Source organism: Streptomyces sp. NPDC056486 (assembly GCF_042795295.1).
Taxonomy (GTDB): domain Bacteria; phylum Actinomycetota; class Actinomycetes; order Streptomycetales; family Streptomycetaceae; genus Streptomyces.
Genome location: NZ_JBHTSF010000011.1, coordinates 1 through 19733, shown reverse-complemented (window position 1 = coordinate 19733; position 19733 = coordinate 1). Strand labels below are relative to the sequence as shown.

Annotated in this window: 15 protein-coding genes; 12 read left to right on the top strand and 3 right to left on the bottom strand. The window is 66.8% G+C overall.

The genetic code is table 11. The annotated features are described in order from the left end of the window. Positions 1-86: 86 nt before the first annotated feature. Entirely contained in the window at positions 87-1580 is a 1494-nt protein-coding gene (locus tag ACFQ7F_RS07445; protein ID WP_383267516.1) for an APC family permease, read from the top strand. 78 nt (positions 1581-1658) lie between these two features. After that, a complete protein-coding gene (locus ACFQ7F_RS07440; RefSeq protein ID WP_383267513.1) occupies positions 1659-2321 on the top strand; it encodes a ThuA domain-containing protein in 663 nt (220 codons plus the stop codon). A gap of 26 nt (positions 2322-2347) precedes the next feature. Here the strand turns inward: ACFQ7F_RS07440 and ACFQ7F_RS07435 are convergent, their stop codons facing one another. Then, positions 2348-4096 carry a PucR family transcriptional regulator gene (locus ACFQ7F_RS07435; RefSeq protein ID WP_383267510.1) on the bottom strand — a complete coding sequence of 583 codons (1749 nt, stop codon included), beginning with the start codon at positions 4094-4096 and terminating at the stop codon, positions 2348-2350. A gap of 215 nt (positions 4097-4311) precedes the next feature. Here ACFQ7F_RS07435 and ACFQ7F_RS07430 point away from each other — a divergent pair, with 215 nt between their 5' ends. The 3 genes from ACFQ7F_RS07430 (at position 4312) to hisD (ending at position 8452) form a co-directional block, all read left to right on the top strand. After that, positions 4312-5412 carry a zinc-binding dehydrogenase gene (locus ACFQ7F_RS07430; protein ID WP_383267506.1) on the top strand — a complete coding sequence of 367 codons (1101 nt, stop codon included), beginning with the start codon at positions 4312-4314 and terminating at the stop codon, positions 5410-5412. Between the two features lie 121 nt (positions 5413-5533). Beyond that, positions 5534-7027 carry a CoA-acylating methylmalonate-semialdehyde dehydrogenase gene (locus ACFQ7F_RS07425; protein WP_383267502.1) on the top strand — a complete coding sequence of 498 codons (1494 nt, stop codon included), beginning with the start codon at positions 5534-5536 and terminating at the stop codon, positions 7025-7027. A 96-nt stretch (positions 7028-7123) separates the two neighbouring features. Further along, positions 7124-8452, top strand: a complete 1329-nt coding sequence (gene hisD / locus ACFQ7F_RS07420) for a histidinol dehydrogenase (protein ID WP_383267499.1) — start codon at positions 7124-7126, stop codon at positions 8450-8452. A gap of 18 nt (positions 8453-8470) precedes the next feature. On the opposite strand, the gene ACFQ7F_RS07415 is transcribed toward hisD, so the two are convergent. Then, on the bottom strand, positions 8471-9523 hold the full coding sequence (locus tag ACFQ7F_RS07415) for a LacI family DNA-binding transcriptional regulator (protein ID WP_383267496.1): 1053 nt from the start codon (positions 9521-9523) through the stop codon (positions 8471-8473). Between the two features lie 296 nt (positions 9524-9819). On the opposite strand from ACFQ7F_RS07415, the gene ACFQ7F_RS07410 reads away from it, so the two are divergent. From ACFQ7F_RS07410 to ACFQ7F_RS07385, 6 genes are all read left to right on the top strand, one after another. Then, positions 9820-11397 (top strand): GMC family oxidoreductase, encoded by a 1578-nt coding sequence (locus tag ACFQ7F_RS07410; protein ID WP_383267493.1) that lies wholly within the window; start codon positions 9820-9822, stop codon positions 11395-11397. A gap of 5 nt (positions 11398-11402) precedes the next feature. After that, positions 11403-13199 (top strand): thiamine pyrophosphate-binding protein, encoded by a 1797-nt coding sequence (locus ACFQ7F_RS07405; protein ID WP_383267490.1) that lies wholly within the window; start codon positions 11403-11405, stop codon positions 13197-13199. A 21-nt stretch (positions 13200-13220) separates the two neighbouring features. Continuing rightward, the gene (locus ACFQ7F_RS07400; protein WP_383267487.1) at positions 13221-14057 is read left to right on the top strand and encodes a sugar phosphate isomerase/epimerase family protein; all 837 of its coding nucleotides are present in this window, start codon (positions 13221-13223) and stop codon (positions 14055-14057) included. Positions 14058-14103: 46 nt separating this feature from the next. Then, positions 14104-15783 carry a glycoside hydrolase family 13 protein gene (locus ACFQ7F_RS07395; RefSeq protein ID WP_383267484.1) on the top strand — a complete coding sequence of 560 codons (1680 nt, stop codon included), beginning with the start codon at positions 14104-14106 and terminating at the stop codon, positions 15781-15783. Between the two features lie 196 nt (positions 15784-15979). Continuing rightward, the gene (locus ACFQ7F_RS07390; RefSeq protein WP_383267480.1) at positions 15980-17281 is read left to right on the top strand and encodes an MFS transporter; all 1302 of its coding nucleotides are present in this window, start codon (positions 15980-15982) and stop codon (positions 17279-17281) included. Further along, a complete protein-coding gene (locus ACFQ7F_RS07385; protein ID WP_383267477.1) occupies positions 17278-17919 on the top strand; it encodes a hypothetical protein in 642 nt (213 codons plus the stop codon). Before ACFQ7F_RS07390 ends, ACFQ7F_RS07385 begins: the two co-directional genes overlap by 4 nt. Positions 17920-17970: 51 nt before the next feature. On the opposite strand, the gene ACFQ7F_RS07380 is transcribed toward ACFQ7F_RS07385, so the two are convergent. After that, positions 17971-18597 (bottom strand): class I SAM-dependent methyltransferase, encoded by a 627-nt coding sequence (locus ACFQ7F_RS07380; protein ID WP_383267474.1) that lies wholly within the window; start codon positions 18595-18597, stop codon positions 17971-17973. Between the two features lie 63 nt (positions 18598-18660). Here ACFQ7F_RS07380 and ACFQ7F_RS07375 point away from each other — a divergent pair, with 63 nt between their 5' ends. After that, positions 18661-19323, top strand: coding sequence for a TetR/AcrR family transcriptional regulator (locus ACFQ7F_RS07375; RefSeq protein WP_383267471.1), 663 nt, complete (start codon positions 18661-18663; stop codon positions 19321-19323). The last annotated feature ends 410 nt before the right edge of the window (positions 19324-19733 follow it).

Sequence of the window (19733 nt, the reverse complement as noted above, 5' to 3'; positions counted from 1 at the left end):
CCACCATGTGGGCCCCCTATCCTGCTCCCACCCCCGGGCGCTACTCACCGTGTGAGGCGCGCGGGGCGTGGCCCAGAAAGGACGTCATGAGCGCCGAAAGCATAAAAGCCCGCCCCCGAGACGAGGCACCCGCTGAAAAAGGAGCTGCGTTGCCGGAAGGCGCGGGCCGCCTGCGCGGCACGATGGGAACCCTGCAGCTAGCCCTGACCGTGCTTGCCATGTCAGCCCCCATCGGCAATGTCACCGGAGTGCTGCCTCTCGGTATTACCAGAGGCAATGGAGTAGGAACTCCGATGATCTATGCTTTCGTCGGTCTCATCTTCCTGCTTTTTGCCGTCGGCTTCACCACGATGACCCGGAACCTGTCGAAGCCCGGCGCTTTCTACACCTACATCACCGCCGGGCTCTCGAAATCCTTGGGCCTCGGGTCAGGATTCTTGGCCGCCTTCACCTATCTGGTGTACATGGTGGGAACCTACGCGTTCTTCGGCGTCTCGGTCGAGAACGTACTAGAGGCCTTCGAGCTCCCGGCCGCTCCCTGGTGGATTTGGGGCGCAATATGTTGCGGCATCATTACCACGCTGGGGCACTTCAATGTGGAGCTTTCGGGTAAAGTCCTCGCCGTTTTCATGGTCATGGAAGTTCTGCTGGTCATGATGTTCAACCTGCCGGTGCTCTTCAGCGGTGGGCCGCACGGTTACCAAGTCCAGTCTTTCGAGCCGACGCACGTCTTCGAGGGGGATCTCGGAGTCGCCACACTGTTCGCCATCTCGTGTTTCATGGGGTTCGAGTCCTCGGCCATCTACCGGGACGAGGTCAAGCAGCCCGAGCGGACGATCCCCCGAGCGACCTATCTTGCGATCACGGGGCTCGCCGGCTTCTACATCCTCACGTCCTGGGCGCTCGTGACGTTCTGGAGCCCGGACCGTGTCGCGGCGGCCGGCGCGGACAGTCCAACGTCCCTGTTCAGCGGCGGCTTCCGCTACTACATGGGCGACACCGTCACACAGGCCATGACCGCCCTGGTCGTCACCAGCGTCTTCGCCGGTGCGCTCTCCACACACAACGCTCTTTCGCGCTACCTCTACTCCCTGGGCCGCGACCGCATCCTTCCGGGCTTCCTCGGACGCGCACACGGCCGACACGGGTCCCCGTCCAACGCGTCCGCAATCTCTACGACGCTGGCAGTTGTCTGCACCCTGCCCTTCCTTCTCGCGGGAATCGACGCGGTCAAGATGTACTCGTCCATGTTCGCCCTCGGAACGTTCGCACTCCTGATGTTGTTCACGCTCACCACGATTTCGGTAGTGCGGTATTTCCGTGTCATCGAGCATCGCGAGCGTGCCTGGAACACGTTGTTCGCGCCGATCCTGGCGCTTGCCGGTCTGCTGCTGCTTCTCACGCTGACCTCGGTCTACTACTCAATGTCGATCGAGGCGTCGAAGTGGCTCGCCTATGGCCAACAGTTGCTCCTCGTTGCCATTCTCATCGTCGGTGCTCTCGTCGGGCTGAGGTGGCGGAAGACCCGTCCCGATGTCTACCTGAGCATCGGACGCAGCGAAGCAGATACGCCAAGCTAGAGGACGAGCGAAACCCTCGAGAACTCGACCCGGCGTCAGGCATGTGCTCAAATCCACGATCACGAACAGGAAGAAACAATGACTCGTGCTCTTTACCTCTACGGAGGATGGCAGGGGCACAACCCCTACGGTGTCGCGGAATGGACGCGAGTTCTGCTCGATGGACTCGGGTTTGAGGTCGAAGAATCGAACGACATCTTTGTCCTCGATCAGGACCTCACTGGATACGACATCATCCTCAACAACTGGAACAACGCTCTCCTCAGCGAAACGCTGACCCCTTCACAGGAGTCGGCTCTCCTCGGCGCCATCGAAGCCGGCACCGGTTTCGTCTCCTGGCACGGCGGAGGAGCCGCATTCCGCGGCAGCGTGATGTACCACATGATGCTCGGCGCCGACGTCTTCTATCACCCAGCCGGTGAAGGCGTACGCCACCCGTACCCCCTCCACGTCGTCGACGGGAACCACCCGGTCACCGAGGGGATCGAAGACTTCCGGGCGGCGAGCGAGCAGTACTACATGAACGTCGATCCACGAAACCATGTGCTCCTGGAGACCGTGTTCGACGGTCAACACATGCCCTGGCTCGCTGGACAGCGCATGCCGCAGGCCTGGACCAAAGAGTGGGGAGCGGGCCGCGTCTTCTACAGCGCGTTGGGCCACTATCTCGAGGACCTGACCGCGGAGCCGGTGGAGCGTCTCATGCGCCAGGGGATTGCCTGGGCCAGCAGGAAACACTGACCGACGGACGGGGTCCTACGGGTTCGTCACGGAGCATGGGGGTATGAGGGTGCGGGCATCTGAGACGAGGTGCCAAGAAGATCGAGAGCGCGAAGCGCGAGGGAAAGCCCCCCGCGTACTTCAGGATCATCGACGGATCTGCCCAGAAGACCGTTGAGCCGCTCGATGCGGTAGTAGAGCGTGCGCCGCTGGATGTACAGCGCTTCTGCAGCGCGGGACTTGTTGCCGTCCGCGGCAAGGTACGCCTTCAAGGTGGGCAGGAGCGGATTCGTCTCGGAAACGTCGTGAGTGAGCAGCGGACCGAGTTCATCGTCGACGTATCGCCGAAGCTCGGGCCCGTCCGCCAACGCAACAAGCAGGCGCAGGACACCCAGGCGGTCGAAGTGCAAAGTGGTCGGGGTGTCGCGGGTCTCGGCGACAGATGCTGCCGTGCGGGCCTGCCGCACCGCGTCGGTGAGCAAGGCAGGCGGACCGCTGCGACTCACCCCGCCCCGTGCCCCGCAGGTGTCGAGCCGGTCAGCGAGCTGCTGCACGGGCATCTGCTTCGTCAGCCCGATGATCGCGACGACGTGGTCGCCTGTGTCTGCGACGACTGCCGGCAGCTTCAGGCCCTTGAACACGGAGTCCAGGAGCAACCCCGCCGAGGCTTCAGCGTTGGGGTCTTTGGCCAGCACTGATACGGCCAGTGGACGGTCGCGCAGGTCCCGGCCCACCTTGAGCGCTCGATCGACGAACTGTTCGCCGGTGATGTCGCCCAGAAGCAGCCGGTTGATCAGCGAGCTTTGACGGTGGGAGGCACGTGCCCCGCTTTCCCGGTCACCGAGCAGGGCGATGGCAATCGTGTCGGCAGCGCGATCAAGTGCGTAGGCGTGGACATCCGCGAAAGGACCGTCTCCATGGAAGACATGGATCCACCCCCACGCCTCGCCGCGCAGGACGACCATTCGCCGGGTGCAACCAGGCTCGTCATGAGACTGGACCATGCTCGAGCGATTGTGTCCGCCAGGAGTGTTGCTCCGGTGTGCCATCCGGGCGTGCAGCCCCCAGTTCTTCATGAGCTGGTCGGTGCCGGCAGTTCCTCCCGCATAGGCCATGACCTGGTGATCCGTGTTCTCCAGGACCACGGGAGAGCCCACATGGTGGGCCAGCGCTTCGGTGAAGGACACATGGCTTCGGCTGGCCAGCAGCAGCTGGATGAAGTCGTCGTTGAGCCGCTGGAACGAGAGGAGATCCGAATTCCTTGAGTCGGTGACCAGCTCATGGACCTGGGCCGACACCTCGACGAACGGCAACTCGTCCGCCAGGCCGATCAAGGGAAAACCCAGCTGCTTCGCTTCAGCAACAAGGGCTGGGGGCATGGAGGTGAAGACTCGGCCGCTGAGCTCGAGGATGAGAGCCGCTGCGCCCGCCTCGCTGACTTCACGGAGGTAACGCCGCTGGTCGCTGGCGGTGCGCCCAACTCCGAGTCCCGCAGTGAGAAGGAGCTCCCCGCCCGTCAGGAACTGACCGATGTCTGCAATCTCGACAGGGTGCACCCAGCGGATGGTGCGGTGGAGGTTGTCCTCGCCGGCGTAGACGTGCACTGACGTACGGCTGAAGACCTCGAGCTGCAGGGCAGCTGCAACAGACAGAGCCATAAACAAGACCTCTTCAGACCGGCGATTGTTCGACAAGGAGCGGGCATCGCGACCAGCCGATTCGCGCCAACCCGGCACCATCCTGCCCTGAACGGCCATCGGATTGCCCTTGCACGAATGATGCAGCGTTTCGGTCAACTCTTGCACATGCTGTGTCTGCCGCAGGCCTCTCAGCGCTCCCATGCTGGTGTGCAGTCACCACGCGGCGACACCTGCCCGGCGGACCATGAGCAGAGCCTTGAACCCGACGGCTGCCCACTCTGAACCGGCCGTTCGCCTGCTGCCCACCGCCGTCACCTGCGTAGTGCCCCACGCGCAAACGTGCAGCGCGGGATCCCGTTCTAGGAGGACCCATGAGAGCCGCTGTTGTCTCCCGACCGTCCGGATCATTCGACATGGCCGAGCTGCGCACCCCCCGCCCCGGGCCAGGAGAGATCTTGGTGCGGGTCGCGGCGTGCGGCGTCTGCCACACGGACCTCCACGTCCAGGACGGCTCGGTTGCCTTCCCCTTCCCCGCGGTTCTCGGCCACGAGATCTCCGGCACGGTAGTTGACGTGGGGGCCGGCGTGGAGCACCTCAGCGAAGGCCAGAGCGTCGTCGGCGCCTTCATCATGCCGTGCGGGTCCTGCGCCCTGTGTACGTCGGGACGCGAAGAGCTGTGCGAGCCCTTCTTCGCGCACAACCGGCTCAACGGCACGCTCTACGACGGCACTACGCGGTTGTTCGACGCCAACGGTGATCCCGTCTGGATGTACTCAATGGCGGGACTGGCCGAGTACGCCGTACTGCCCGCGCTCGGTGCGGCCCCAGTACCCCCCGGCAGCCACCTCAAGGACTCGGCGATCCTCGGCTGCGCGTTTCTGACCGCCTACGGCGCGCTGGTTCACGTGGGAGAACTCAGCGAGGGCGCTCCCGTCGTGGTCATCGGCGCAGGTGGTGTCGGTCTCAGCGCGGTGGCGGTGGCCAAGGCACTGGGAGCCGGCCAGATCGTTGCCGTCGACATCGCCGACGACCGGCTCAGCACCGCCATGCGTCTGGGAGCCACGGAAGTGGTCAACGCTTCCACGACCGACGCAGTCGAAGCGGTACGCGAGATGACGAGCGGCGGTTCCAGCCTTGTCCTTGAGGCCATCGGGCAGCCCACCACGTTCCGGCAGGCCACCGACATGGCCGCCGACGGCGGCAGGTGCGTGATGATCGGGATCGCGCCCGCAGGCCGCACCGCCGAGGTCGAGATCACGCGGATCGTCCGCCGCAAGATCCAGATCTGCGGCTCTTTCGGAGGAAGGCCGCGCAGCGACCTGGCTCACCTGGGGCAACTCGTAGCTGACGGGCGGCTCGACCCCGGAGCGCTGATCAGCCGGCGCTTCCCCCTGGAACAGGCCGACGAGGCCTACCGCCTTCTCAGCGAAGGAAAGATCGTCGGCCGTGCCCTCATCGAGGTCCAGGCCTAGACGCGCCTTCATCCGCCTCCGCGCCGCCCCTGACCCGGCGTTCTCGCTCCATCAGCTTGGTCTGCGGGCCCTGGACGCCCCTGGGCCCCGCTCTGACTGACCCCAGCAAGGGACTTAGAACATGGCACTCACCCTGCACCACTGGCTAAACGGCAGCGCTTATGAAGGCACCGCCGATCGTTTCGCCGACGTCACCAACCCCGCGACCGGCGAGGTCACCGCCCAACTCGCCCTCGCCGCAGAGAGCGACGTCAACGAAGTCATCGGCGCGGCCGCGGATGCCTTCCCGGCCTGGCGTGACACTTCGCTGGCGGCGCGAACCCGAATCCTGTTCCGCTTCCGAGAGTTGCTGAACGAGCGCAAGCCCGAACTCGCCGAGATCATCACCTCGGAGCACGGCAAGGTGCTCTCCGACGCACTCGGCGAGGTCAGCCGCGGTCAGGAGGTCGTGGAGTTCGCGTGCGGTATCGCGCATCTCCTCAAGGGCGGCTTCACCGAGAACGCCTCCACTCGCGTCGACGTCCACTCCGTGCGTCAGCCGCTGGGCGTCGTCGGCATCATCGCGCCCTTCAACTTCCCTGCCATGGTGCCTCTGTGGTTCTTCCCCATCGCCATCGCGGCCGGCAACACCGTCGTCCTCAAGCCCAGCGAGAAGGTACCGAGCGCCGCGCTGTGGCTGGCGGAACTGTGGAAGGAAGCCGGGCTGCCCGACGGAGTCTTCAACGTGCTGAACGGTGACAAGACCGCTGTGGACGGTCTGCTCACCCACTCCGATGTGGACTCCATCTCGTTCGTGGGGTCCACTCCCATCGCCCAGTACGTGTACGAGACGGCTGCCGCCCACGGCAAACGCGTCCAGGCCCTGGGGGGCGCCAAGAACCACATGGTGGTGCTGCCCGACGCGGACCTCGATCTGGCCGCCGACCAGGCCGTCAACGCAGGCTACGGATCCGCCGGCGAGCGCTGCATGGCCATCTCCGCCGTCGTCGCGGTCGGTGACATCGCCGATCAACTCGTCTCCAAGATCAAGGAGCGCACCCTTGGGCTGCGGACCGGCGATGGCACCCGCGGCTGCGACATGGGCCCGCTGATCACCGCGCAGGCACAGCAGCGGGTCACCGGCTACATCGATGCGGGCGAGAAAGCCGGCGCCACCGTCGTGGTGGACGGCCGTACCGTGAAGCCCGATGCCGACGGCTCCGGCTTCTTCGTGGGCCCCACCCTGTTCGACCACGTCGACACCGGCATGAGCATCTACACCGACGAGATCTTCGGCCCGGTCCTGTCCGTCGTCCGCGTGGACAGCTACGACGAAGCCGTGCGGTTGATCAACGACAGCCCGTACGGGAACGGCACTGCCCTGTTCACCAACGACGGCGGAGCGGCACGCCAGTTCTCCAACGAGATCAAGGTCGGGATGATCGGCATCAACGTGCCGGTCCCGGTGCCCATGGCCTACTACTCCTTCGGCGGATGGAAGCACTCCCTCTTCGGCGACAGCCATGCCCACGGAACCGAGGGAGTCAACTTCTTCACCCGCGGCAAGGTCATCACATCCCGCTGGCTCGCCCCCAGTCATGGCGGCCTCAACCTCGGCTTCCCGCAGAACGCCTGACGGCCGGGCAGAAGCAAAGGCCGCCACCGGGCCCTCGGCCGGCCCCAGCGTCCCCCCTCGTACTTTCCCGCACCCACCACACCTGGAGGCGCAACCGTGCCTGTCGTACTCAAGGCCCCGACAACCAAGAGCACCGTGCGCAGCAGCCGCCCGGAGGTCATCGACACCGTCGCCGAGGTCATTGCCGATGTCCGCGCCAACGGCGATGACGCCGTGCGCCGCTACTCGGCGAAGTTCGACGCCTGGGACCGAGACTCCTACCGGCTCGGCCCGCAGGAGATCCGGTCCATCGTCGAGTCGGTGCCGAGCTCTGTCCTCGACGACCTGCGCTTCGTGCAGCATCAAGTGCAGAACTTCGCCCAGGCCCAGCGGGACTCGGTGCACGACTTCGAGATCGAGACCCTGCCCGGCGTGTTCCTGGGTCAGCGCAACATCCCCGTCACCGCGGCGGGCGCGTACGTGCCCGGCGGCCGGTACCCGCTGACCGCGTCCGCGCACATGACCATCGTTACCGCCAAGGTCGCCGGCGTGGAGCGGGTGGCCGCCACCACCCCGCCCAATGAGGGCGCGCCCCCGCCCATCAGCGTCGCTGCCATGCACCTGGCAGGCGCGGAGGAGATCTATGTGCTCGGCGGCGTACAGGCGGTGGCCGCACTCGCTCTGGGCACCGAGACCATCACCCCGGTGAACATGCTGGCCGGTCCGGGCAACGCGTATGTGGCGGAGGCCAAACGGCAGCTGTTCGGTGAAGTGGGCATCGACCTGTTCGCCGGCCCCACCGAGGTACTCATCGTCGCCGACGAGACCGCGGATCCCTTCACCATCGCCGTGGACCTGCTCAGCCAGGCCGAACACGGCCCTGACTCCCCGGCGGTCCTCATCACCACCTCGCACGAGGTCGGCCGGCGCACCATCGAGCACATCGACGCCCTGCTGCCGGGACTGCCCACCGGCAAGGTCGCTGGTGCTGCCTGGCGCGATCACGGCGAGGTGCTGGTCGTCGAGAACCAGGACGAAGCCTTCGCCTTGGCCGACACCTACGCCAGCGAGCACGTGCAGATCTTCACCGCCGAGCCGCGGCAAGCCCTCACCGGTATGCGGGACTACGGTGCCCTCTTCCTCGGCCAGGACACCTGCGTGCCGTATGGCGACAAGGTCATCGGCACCAACCACGTCCTGCCGACCATGGGCGCCGCCCGCTACACCGGCGGCCTGTGGGTGGGCAAGTACCTGAAGACCGTGACCTACCAGGAGATCCGGGATAAGAGGAGCAGCGCGCTGCTCGGCGAGATCTGCGGCCGTGCCTCACGCCTGGAGAACTTCGAGGGGCACGCGCGCTCCGGCGACCTGCGAGCCGCGCGACACGGGGAAGCCGTCCTGCCGTGGACCGACCACGACGTGCGACTCGGCGAAGCGGAGCGGTGAGCCATGGCGGGCGGCGTTTCACTGGGGCGGCGGCTGAGCTGTCGTCTCACGGACCACCAGCTCTGTCGGCAGGCAGATCTCGCGCGGCTGCCCGCCCTCGATCACCTCAAGCAGCAGCTGCGTGGCCCGGCGCCCCTTGTCGACCAACGGCTGGTGGACAGTGGTCAGTTGAGCGCCGGCTGCGGCGGGCAGGTCGTCGAACCCCACTACCGAGAGATCGTCGGGGATGCGCAGGCCGCGGTCGCGGGCCGTGCTCATCGTGGCCAGTGCGAGGACATCGGTGGCGGCCAGTACGGCTGTTACCGGTTCGCTGCCGAGCAGAGTCCGGGCTGCGGACAGCGAGGCGGATTCGTGGAAGCCGCCCGCCTCGATGATGGTCGCCGAGCCCCAGGGCACGCCGGCGGCGCGGAAGGCAGCCGCGTATCCCGCCAGGCGCTCCTTCATCACCCGATCGCGGGCCTGGCGCCGCCGGGTCGGGGAGACGGGCCCGCTGTAGCCGTCGGGCACCAGCCGGTCGACCAGGATCCCGATCGAGCGGTGCCCCAGGGCCAGCAGATGGGCGGCAGCCTGGCGGGCAGCCTCTCTGTCCTGGATGCCGACCCAGGCGAGCCCGCCGGGGTTGGGCCCGTCGATGATCACCACCGGGAGTTCCCTGCGCAGTACCGTCTCCACGGCGGGGTGCCCCTCGGGCATGGCGTAGGCCAGGAAACCGTCGACCAGGCCCCGCAGCAGCACTCCCGAGCGCTGTGCCAGCTGATCCGACTCCAGCGGGCACGGCAGCAGGGTGAGCGCGGTCTCCGCCACCTCTCCCGCCTCGGAGATCCCCTTGAGGAGGGCGCTGGTAGCGGGATCGTCGAAGGCGTACGGCAGAGAGTCGGTGATCATCAGGCCGATGGCGCCGACCTGACCCGTGCGCAGTGTTCGGCCGGCTGAATGGGGACCGGCGTAGCCAAGCTGGTCGGCGACCTGGAAGATGCGCTCCCGCTGGGCGGCCGAGAGCTTCTCCGGCCGGTTGTAGGCGTATGAGATCGCTGCCTGGGAGACACCCGCCGCCTGGGCGACGTCTCGCATCGTGACCACAGTGCTGTTTCCCCTCGCTCGCCCAGCTGACGATCAACCCTACCTAGTCGTCCTGCCATAGGGCGTAAGCCCGATCCTGCGAAACGGTTGACAGTGCAGGTCAGGGTGTTAATCTCTCATCTAGTTAATCGAATAACCAAATCAGGGTGGCATCACTTCTGGCGGCTGGCGAGCGCCCCGCACCGTGATGCCGGAAGAACAACTTCCTCACCACGTCCGACGCCTGCTCTCTGCTTCTGCAGCAGGTCCTCCGCACACTCCAGATCTCCAGCGAGGGACGAACTCCCATGAGTGGAAAACCAACTCTGCCCAACGACGGCCCCACCAAGACGCGCTACGACTTCGTGATCGTCGGCTCGGGCATGGGTGGCGCCGCGACGGCTTACGCGCTCAAGGACGTCGGGGCCAGCGTGCTCCTCATCGAACGTGGTGACTTCCTGCCGCAGGAAAAGCAGAACTGGGACGCCGGAGCCATCTTCCAGCGCAAGCGGTACCAGAACGCGGAGAACTGGTACGGCGTCGACGGCAAGGCCTTCACTCCGGGCAACTACTACTACGTCGGCGGGAACACCAAGCTCTACGGCTCTTCGCTCGTCCGCTTCCGGCGCGAGGACTTCAAGGCCACCGAGCACGCCGACGGCACGTCACCGGAGTGGCTCTTCCAGTACGAGGACCTGCAGCCCTACTACCAGCGCGCCGAGGAGCTTCTGCGGGTCCACGGTGACCAGCACGACGACCCCACCCTGAAGCGGTCCGAGCCCTTCCCCTATCCGCCACTCGGGCACGAGGGCACAGTTCAGGAAGCCGCCGACGCCCTGACCCGGATGGGGCTGACCCCCTCGAACCTCCCGATCGGCATCGACCTGCGTGACGGCGGAAGCTGTATTCGCTGCGCGTTCTGTGACGGGTTCCCCTGCCGCGTCCTTGCCAAGTCCGACGCCGACGTCACCTTCGTCCGCCCCGCCCTGGCGTCCGGCTATGTGGAGCTGGTCACCAACGCCGACGTCACCCGCGTCCGCACCGACGACTCCGGCCGACGGGCGAGCGGCGTCGACCTCACGCACAACGGAGCGTCGATCAGCATCGACGCCGACACCGTCGTCGTGTCCGCAGGTGCCGTCAACTCGGCTGCCCTGCTGCTCCGTTCGGCCAACGAACAGCATCCCAACGGCCTCGGCAACTCCTCCGGCACGGTCGGACGCCACTACATGGTGCACAACAACAGCGTCATGGTCGCCGTCCACCCCACCCGGAAGAACAACGCCGAGTTCCAGAAGACCCTCTACTTCAACGACTTCTACAACAAGGGAACCGACGACCACCCCTACCCGCTCGGCCACGTACAGCTCATCGGCAAGCTCCAGGCCGAGATGCTGGCCGGCCAGCGCCCCGGCATCCCCAAGTGGGCGCTCAGCTACGCCGCCCACCGCAGCCTTGACTGGTGGCTGTTCACCGAGGACCTGCCCGACCCGCAAAACCGCATCACCCTGACGCCCAAGGGCGATATTCAGGTCGCCTGGAAGCCCAACAACGTCCGCGCGCACGAGGTCCTGGTCCGAGAGACAAAGAAGATCCTGCGCGGCATGGGCTACCCCCTGGTCTTCAGCCAGCGCACCGGCATCGAAGTGAACTCCCACCAGGCAGGCACCATCCGCGCCGGCGCCGACACAGCCACGTCGGCCCTGGATGCCGACTGCCGCTCCCACGACGTCGAGAACCTCTACGTCGTCGACTCGTCCTTCTTCCCGTCGCTGCCCGTGATGAACCCGGCGCTGACTATCGCCGCGAATGCGCTGCGCGTCGCGGACCACATCGTCGGAAACACCCAGCAAGCCCTCCCCGCCCAGCACACGACCAAGAGGTAAGACACATGTCCAGGCTCACCGGCGGCCAGATCGTCGTCGACTACCTGATCCGCGAAGGCGTCGAGAAGGTCTTCGCCGTCCCCGGACACGGCAACACCGCCCTCATCGACGCCTTCGTCGACCGCAAGGACGAGATCGAAGTCATCCCGGCCATGCACGAGCAGGGCGCCGCCCACATGGCCGACGGCTACTACCGGGCCACCGGCAAGATCGCCGCCTGCTGTACGTCCATCGGCCCGGGTGCGACCAACACCCTCACCGGGCTGACGACCGCGTTCTCCGACTCCCAGCCGTTCCTGCTGATCACCGGCGCCGTGCACACCTACATGGAGAACCACGGCGTCCTGCAGGAGATCGACCGCCCGCACGGCAACAACTTCCCGCGCATGGCCGAGCCGGTCGTCAAGCGCTGGTGGCAGCCCAGCCGGGTCGACCAACTCCCCACCGTGCTCGCGCAGGCCTTCAACACCATGTACGAGGGCCGCCGCGGCCCCGTCCTGCTCGACATCCCACAGGACCTGCAGGCCGAGTACGGCGACTACGAGCCCGAGCGGACCCAGCGGCGCCGCGCGCACGGCCGCCCCGTCGGCGACTCCGAGCGCATCGCCGAAGCCGCCCGGCTCCTGGCCGACGCCAAGCGCCCGGTCATCCTGACCGGCGGCGGCGTCATCGCCGCGGAGGCCACCGCCGAACTGCTCGCCGTCGCCGAACGGCTCGGAGCCCCGGTCACCCACTCCTTCATGGGCAAGGGCGCCTTCCCCGCCGACCACGACCTGTACGCCTGGCCCTGCGGCGACATGGGATCCGTCTCGGGCAACGGCATCACCCGTACCGCGGACGTGATCCTCGCGGTCGGCTGCCGTTTCAGCGACCGCATCACGTCCTCGTACAAGCCGGGAGTCACCTTCAACATCCCGGACACCAAGCTCGTCCAGATCGACATCGACGGCTTCGAGATCGGCCGCAACTACCCCGCCGAGGTGGGCATCGTGGGCGATGCCAAGGCCAGCCTGGCCTCGCTGCTCGGCGAGCTGAACCAGCTGGGCGAGGCTCCGGACTGGCGCTCCTCCGCCTACTTCGCCGAGCTCCAGGACCTCAAGGCGCAGTGGGACGAGCACCTGCGCCCGATGCGGACCACGGACCACCTGCCGATGACCAACTCCCGCGCCATGGTGGAGATCCGCAAGGCACTGCCGCGCGAGGGCATCCTGGTCACCGACTCCAGCAACCCGGCCAACCAGGCCTTCAACGAGTTCCCCATCTACGGGCCGCGCACGAACATCGTGGCCGGCGGCATGTCCGGCATCGGGTTCGGTCTGCCCGCCGCGGTCGGCGCCCAGGTCGCGGTCGGCGACCAGCCCGTCCTGGCCCTCGTCGGCGACGGCAGCTTCCTGCAGACCGGCACGGAACTGGCCACCGCGGTCATGCTCGACCTGCCGCTCGTCGTCGTGGTGCTCAACAACGGCGGCTGGGAGGCCATCAAGGACCTCCAGATCAACCTCTTCGGCCGAGAGCGCCAGATCGTCAGCGGCTGGACCACCAAGGACGGCAAGCCGTACTTCGCGAACATCACCGAGTTCGCACAGTCCCTTGGCTGCACCGCCGAGCGCGTCGAGGACCCGGCCAAGCTGGAGGACGCCGTGCGCCGCGCCTTCGAGACCCAGGGCCCGGTGGTCATCGAAGCGATGAGCGCCCACGAACTGCCCTGGACGGAGATGCACCCCACCGGCTGGTGGGACATCACCGTGCCCGCCTATCACGGTGAGACCCGCGACGAGTACGTGTCCCAGCGAGGCTTCTGACACACGGAGGGCGAACACCTCATGGGCAACATCAAGCTCGGACTCAACCTGGAATTCGCCCGGTTCGAGAACGGCTCCTTCGACTGGGCCATGGACCGCGCGGCCGAGATCGGCTACAAGTACGTCGAACCGATGGTCCACTGGGGCCGCGAACTCCTCAGCGCCGCAGGCTACTTCCACAGCGTCTCGATGCTCGACGATCCGCTGCGCCTGAAGAACGCCGCGGAGAGCCGAGGGCTGAGCATCTCCTCGCTGTCCAGCCACGCACCACTGGCCAAGCCGGAGGTCAGCGTCGAGTACCTGAGGCAGGCGATCAGGTATGCCGCTGAATGCGGCGCACCGATGATCATGATCGACGACGGGCCCGTGCCGTCCTGGACCACCGAAGAGGAGAACTACACCCTCATGCGGTACACGCTCCAGGAGGCCGCCAAGGTGGCGGAGCCGCGGGGGATCGCCATCGCCGTCGAGACGCACGGGGAGTACACCGCGACTCCCGAGCGTCTCGACGGGCTCATGGGCCTCATCGACAGCCCGGCCCTGACCATCAACCTCGACACCGGCAACAGCTACCTGAGCGGCAACGACCCGCACCAGTGGCTCGAAGACATCGTCGGCCGCGTCACGCATCTGCACGCCAAGGACATCTCACCCGAGGACGCCGTCCGCTACCGCGGCAAGGTCCGCGGCATGCTCGGCTGCGCCTGCGGCGAGGGCGTCATCGACTGGGAGCGCATCGTTTCTACTCTCGCCCAGGCCGACCACGATGTGGTGCTCTCCGTCGAGTGCGCCTCGCTCGACGCCGCGACCAAGAGCTTCACGCACCTGAGCGAGCTGATCAACAAGCACGCGCCCTGAGGGACACCACACCGACACCGGCCCCAGGCGCCGCACCGAGGACAGGATGAGCCAGCACACAGTCAACTCCACCCCTGAGTACCCCGTTTCTACGGACTGGTGGCGCGATGCCGTGATCTACCAGGTCTATCCACGGAGCTTCGCGGACGCCGACGGCGACGGCATGGGGGACCTCAAAGGTATCCGCAGCAGGCTCCCGTACCTGTCCGATCTGGGCATCGACGCGGTATGGCTCAGCCCCTTCTACAAGTCACCTCAGGCCGATGCCGGATACGACGTGGCCGACTACCGCACAGTCGACCCGATGTTCGGCGATCTCGCCGACGCCGAACACCTCATCCGCGACGCCCATGACCTCGGGCTGCGCATCATCATCGATGTCGTTCCCAACCACGTGTCCGACCAGCACGCGTGGTTCCAACAGGCTCTGGGCGCAGGCCCCGGCTCGCCGCTGCGCAAGCGCTTCCACTTCCAGCCGGGCCGCGGCCCCAACGGCGAACGTCCGCCCAACGACTGGGAGTCCATCTTCGGGGGTTCCGCCTGGAGCCGTGTCACCGAACCCGATGGCTCACCTGGCGAGTGGTACCTGCACCTCTTCGCGCCGGAACAGCCCGACCTCAACTGGGACCACCCTGCCGTCGACGACGAGTTCCGCTCGACACTGCGCTTCTGGCTCGACCGCGGCATTGACGGCTTCCGCGTCGATGTCGCCCATGGCCTGGTCAAAGCCCAGGGTCTTCCCGACATTGGATCTCGCGACCAGCTCAAACTCCTGGGCAACGACACGATGCCGTTCTTCGACCAGGACGGCGTTCACGAGATCTACCGCGGCTGGCGTACCGTCCTCGACGAGTACGGCTCCGAACGGATCTTCGTTGCCGAAGCGTGGACCCCCACCGTCGAACGCACCGCGCTCTACGTCAGGCCCGACGAACTGCACCAAGCCTTCAACTTCCACTATCTCAGCGCCTACTGGGATTCCGATGAGCTGAAGGACGTCATCGACAGCTCACTGCAAGCCATGCGGCCCGTCGGCGCGCCGACCACCTGGGTGCTGTCCAACCACGACGTCACCCGCCACACGACCCGGTTCGCGAACCCGGCCGGCCTCGGAACACAGATCGGCGCGGCCGGGGATGCGCGGATCGGCCTGCGCCGAGCTCGCGCCGCGGTCCTGCTGATGCTGGCCCTGCCAGGCTCCGCCTACCTGTTTCAGGGTGAGGAACTGGGGCTGCCTGATGTCGTATCCCTGCCTGACGAAGCGCGACAAGACCCCTCGTTTCACCGGGCGGACGGGCAGGACGGATTGCGTGACGGGTGCCGCGTCCCCCTGCCGTGGGCCGTTGACGGTCCTTCATGTGGGTTCGGGCCGGCCGGCTCCTGGCTGCCCCAGCCGGCCGACTGGGGCAGCCTCAGCGTCGAGGCCCAGCAGGAGCGGGCCGATTCCACCCTCGAGCTCTACCGCATGGCCCTCGCCCTGAGGCGCCAGCACCCCGCCCTCGGCGCCGGCGACAGGATCGAGTGGCTCGATGCTCCCCAGGGCGTACTGGCCTTCCGCCGTTCCGCCGGCGACGGACAGGAATTGGTCTGCACGGCGAACACCACCGGGGAACCGGTACGCATCGGGCGTCACGGTCGGATCAAGCTGGCCAGCACGGCAGACGCAGTTCAAATCGGCTCAAACCATGCGTGGCTGCCCAGCGACAGCACTATCTGGTGGGTATGAGGAGAGGTCCAACGCCCCTGGCCACCCAGCAGTAATGGAAGCCATGCCCGTTGCTTGTTCCCGACCCGCCTAGAATACCGACATGCCTGTCGGTATTCTAGGCGGGCTCCGGCCGACACCGTCTCTCGAGGACGTGCGGTGAGCAGGTCTGTCTGCAACACCGAACGGGACCCTGACAACTGTGAAAGGGGGACGTGTGCGCGAGCGTAAGGCCGTAGAGCACCGCCACCTGAATATGTCCGGCACGGCGGAAGCGGCGAAGCCGCCGTCCACCCTTCGCGTCCTGATGACCAATCCGCTGTATCGCGGCGTGACGGTCGCGGAGTTCTTCTCTGCACTGGGCATCTCAGCGGCCGCACCGCAGATCGCGTCCTTCCTCGTGAAGGAACTGCACGCCTCCCTGACGGTCGCCGGCCTCTACTACCTGACCAATCTCGCAGCCCCGGTCCTCGGTTACATGGTCGGTGCCAGATCCGACCGCACCGGCCGGCGCCTCGGCCTTTTTCGCCTGTGCGCCATAGCAGGCGTTGTCGGTTGGGCGGGCATTGCCGCATCAACCCAACTGTGGATGCCGTTTGCCATCAGTGTGCTGGTCCTCGGCTTCGCCGGCGCGGCGAGTTCGCAACTGTTCGCCGCCATGCATGACGAAATGACTCGACGACCGTCTCCGGCCAACGACGGCGTGGTCGCCGTCGCCCGCATGGCCATGACCAGCGGCTGGGTGATCGGGCCCGCTGCCGGCACCGTCGTCGCAGCCCACTTCGGGCTCAGGGAGATGCTGCTGGCCACTGCCATCTGCTGCGGGCTGCAGATCATCCCGCTGGGCACCCTGCGACCCCAGGGTGCCGAACGCATCGACAACAACGGCGAAGAGACCAAGGGGCAACGCCCAGGTATTCGCGCCATGCGACCGCTTCTCTTGTTTACCGGTCTGTACATCTGCGTGTATGCCGGTGAGCCCATCAAGTACGCCTACCTACCCATTTACATGGACGAGCAGCTGCACTTCGCGTCCGGGCTCCGAGGCGCGATCATCGGCATCCAGCCCCTCGTGGAACTCGCGCTGATGCCCCTCGTGGTGATGGCCGCCCGCCGCACGAGCGCCCTGTGGCTGATGTCCGGGGCCGGCGCGTGCGGCGCAGCTGCGAACATATGCTTCAGCACTTCGACCGGCGCTCCAGGCCTCTTTGCCGGGCAGATCTTCATGGGAGCGGTCTGGGCCGTCTTCGCCGCCCTGGGAATCACCGTTGCACAGCGACTCCTGCCGACTGCTGTGGCCACCGCATCCGCGATCTTCCTCAGCTCGCCTGCTCTCAGCGCCGCCCTAGGCGGACTCACCGGAGGCCTGGGCGCGAACGCGTTTGGTCTGCCACACGTGTTCTTCCTGCCCGTAGGGTTCGGCCTGATCGCCATGTTCGGCTACGCCGCCATGGCCAGCGGGGCCAACAGGCGCCCGCCGGGTGCCGTCAGATCATCGACAGTGCCGCTCTCCGGGTGACCCGTCCTGGGAGAGGCAGATCGTCGAGCGGTGGGCACGATGGCAGCCGTTGCGCCGACTGCACCGACAGCCCGAGCACCGGCCGACCGGCCCGGGGCAAGCCTGCGGGATCCGGCGAGATCCGCGCGGTCGTCCGTCTGCTGGAGTGGCTGCCCGAACAGGGCAGCAGTCTCGCCGCATGCACGCAGGACCAGATCGACGCTTACCTCGCCACGGGTCCGGCCGATCCCCTGCAGGTCCGGTCCTTCTTGCACTGGACCAGCCGCCACCAGCACACCCGAGCCCTGACGGCCCCCTTCCATACCAGCTCGTTCGCCGCCGACATCGTCGCGGCCTACACCCGCTGGCGCCTCGTGCACGACGGCACCGCGCTGCGACTGCGCCTGGGCACACACCCGGTGGAAATCCCGCCGCCGCTCGACAGCATGCTCCGCGAACTCCTGCACCATCCGATCGGCAAGGCCCATCGCCTCGAACCCGGCCCCGCGTTCGTCTTCAGTCGTCAGCTCGGCTTCAGCGAGCAGACTGCCGCGAACTGGACGGCCGAGAGCGGCGGTGACGACACCCCGTACGCCGCTCACCGGGCCCGCCGCGCGGGTAGCGCCCGGCCCGCGCCTCTCACATCTCCTCGTCTATGAGAACGGCCGCGCGCGACGTCCGCGACCCGAAGCTGCCCGGTGCGACTGAGCTCATGCAGAGGCGGCGCCGCGGCGCAGCGTGAACCAGAAAGTCGGGACCGGGTTCGTGCCGGGCGTCACGTCGGCGAGCTGCCACCCGGCGAACCTGGCGCGGAGTTCGTCCGCAGTGACGCCGGACCACGAGTCGTCAAACGCCCCGGGCCCGTACCCGAACATCAGCAATCGTGCACCGGGGGCGGCACGCCTGGTGAGGCCGGCGGCGTAGGCGTCGCGGCGGTGCGGCGGAATCCCGCAGTAGCAGCTCAGGTCGAAGAACAGGTCGTACGGGCCCGGCACGCCCACCTCGTCGAGTCGGGTGGCGTCCCCGCACAGCACCGTGACGTCCGCTCCGGCCGCGTCGGCCTTCTCCCGAGCCTGCCGAACCGCGCGGTCGACCAGGTCGACGGCCGCCACCCGCCAGCCGTGCCGGGCCAGGTACACCGCGTTGGTCCCGGTGCCGCAGCCGAGTTCGAGGACCTGGCCTGGCATCAGCGCGCCGGGCCCCTCTATCAGGGCCACCAGCTCGGGCGGCGTGATGCCGCTGTCCCACGGCGGCTTGCCGTCCCGGTAGAAGTCCTCCAACACGCGGTGCACAAACGCCTCTTGCTCGAGCTCCGCAGCCGTCCCAGTCTCACTCATCGCTACCCCTCCAAGAAATTAGAGTTCATCTCTAGTGACTGACTCTAGAGATAGACTCCTGGCATGGATGAGGTCAAGGGATCCGACGGACAGAACGTCAAGCGCCCCGACAAGAGGGCCGAGCGCTCGCGGCGTACCCGCGAGAAGATCGTTTCGGCGGCGCGGGAGCTGTTCGTCGCGCAGGGGTACGGTGCGACAAGCCTTCAGGAGGTTGCGGATCGCGCAGGCGTGGCCGTCCAGACCGTGTACTTCGTGTTCCGAAACAAACGCGCGCTGTTCAAGGACGTCGTCGACACGTCCATCGCGGGCGACGTCGAACCGGTCGCCACGATGGACCGCGACTGGTTCCGCGCCGCGTGCGCCGAGCCCACCGCGGCTGGGCAACTGCGCACCCACGTACGGGGTGTACGCGACATCCTCGGCCGGGTCGCCCCGATCATGCCGTTGATCGCGGCTGCGGCGGCCACCGACCCGGAGATCGCCGCGCAGTGGCCCGCCGGCCCCGACCCGCGCTATAGCGTTCAGCATGCCGCAGCGAAGGCACTGACCTCCAAGCCCGACGCCCGCCCCGACGTCGATACCGCCCGCGCAGCCGACCTGCTGTACGGGCTGCTCAGTCCGGAGCTGTACCTGATCTTCGTCCGCGACCGGGGCTGGTCCCCCGACGCCTGGGAGGAGTGGGCATGTGTGGCCCTGACTACCCACCTCTGTACTGACCACGAGTAGGCCGCCGGCCAGGGTGAAGGTGATGAAGCTGTAGCGGCCCAGCACCCCGTAGCAGGCGGATCACCTGCGCTAGAAGACCTTGATCAAATGCCTAGCGCCAACGGCTGTGCTGCTGGTCCCCAGCCCGACGGTGATATGACGTCAGTGCAATTTGTGCTGCAGGTGGGCAAGTTGCCTTCGGGTTCCCGCGATGGCCGAGGCCCGGGACTGGGACGTGTGAGCCATTGCGCCGGAGCCAGAACCTGTATTCAAACCCCGAGATCCAAGGTCAACAGCCCTGGAGCCGCGTAGGAGAGGTGGTCGAAGCTGCTGGCTGCCCTAGGCCGTGTCTTCAATGTAGTTGCGCGGGATGATGGGCATTGTGAGCCGACGCTATGAACTGACCGATGAGGAATGGGAGTTGTTACGTC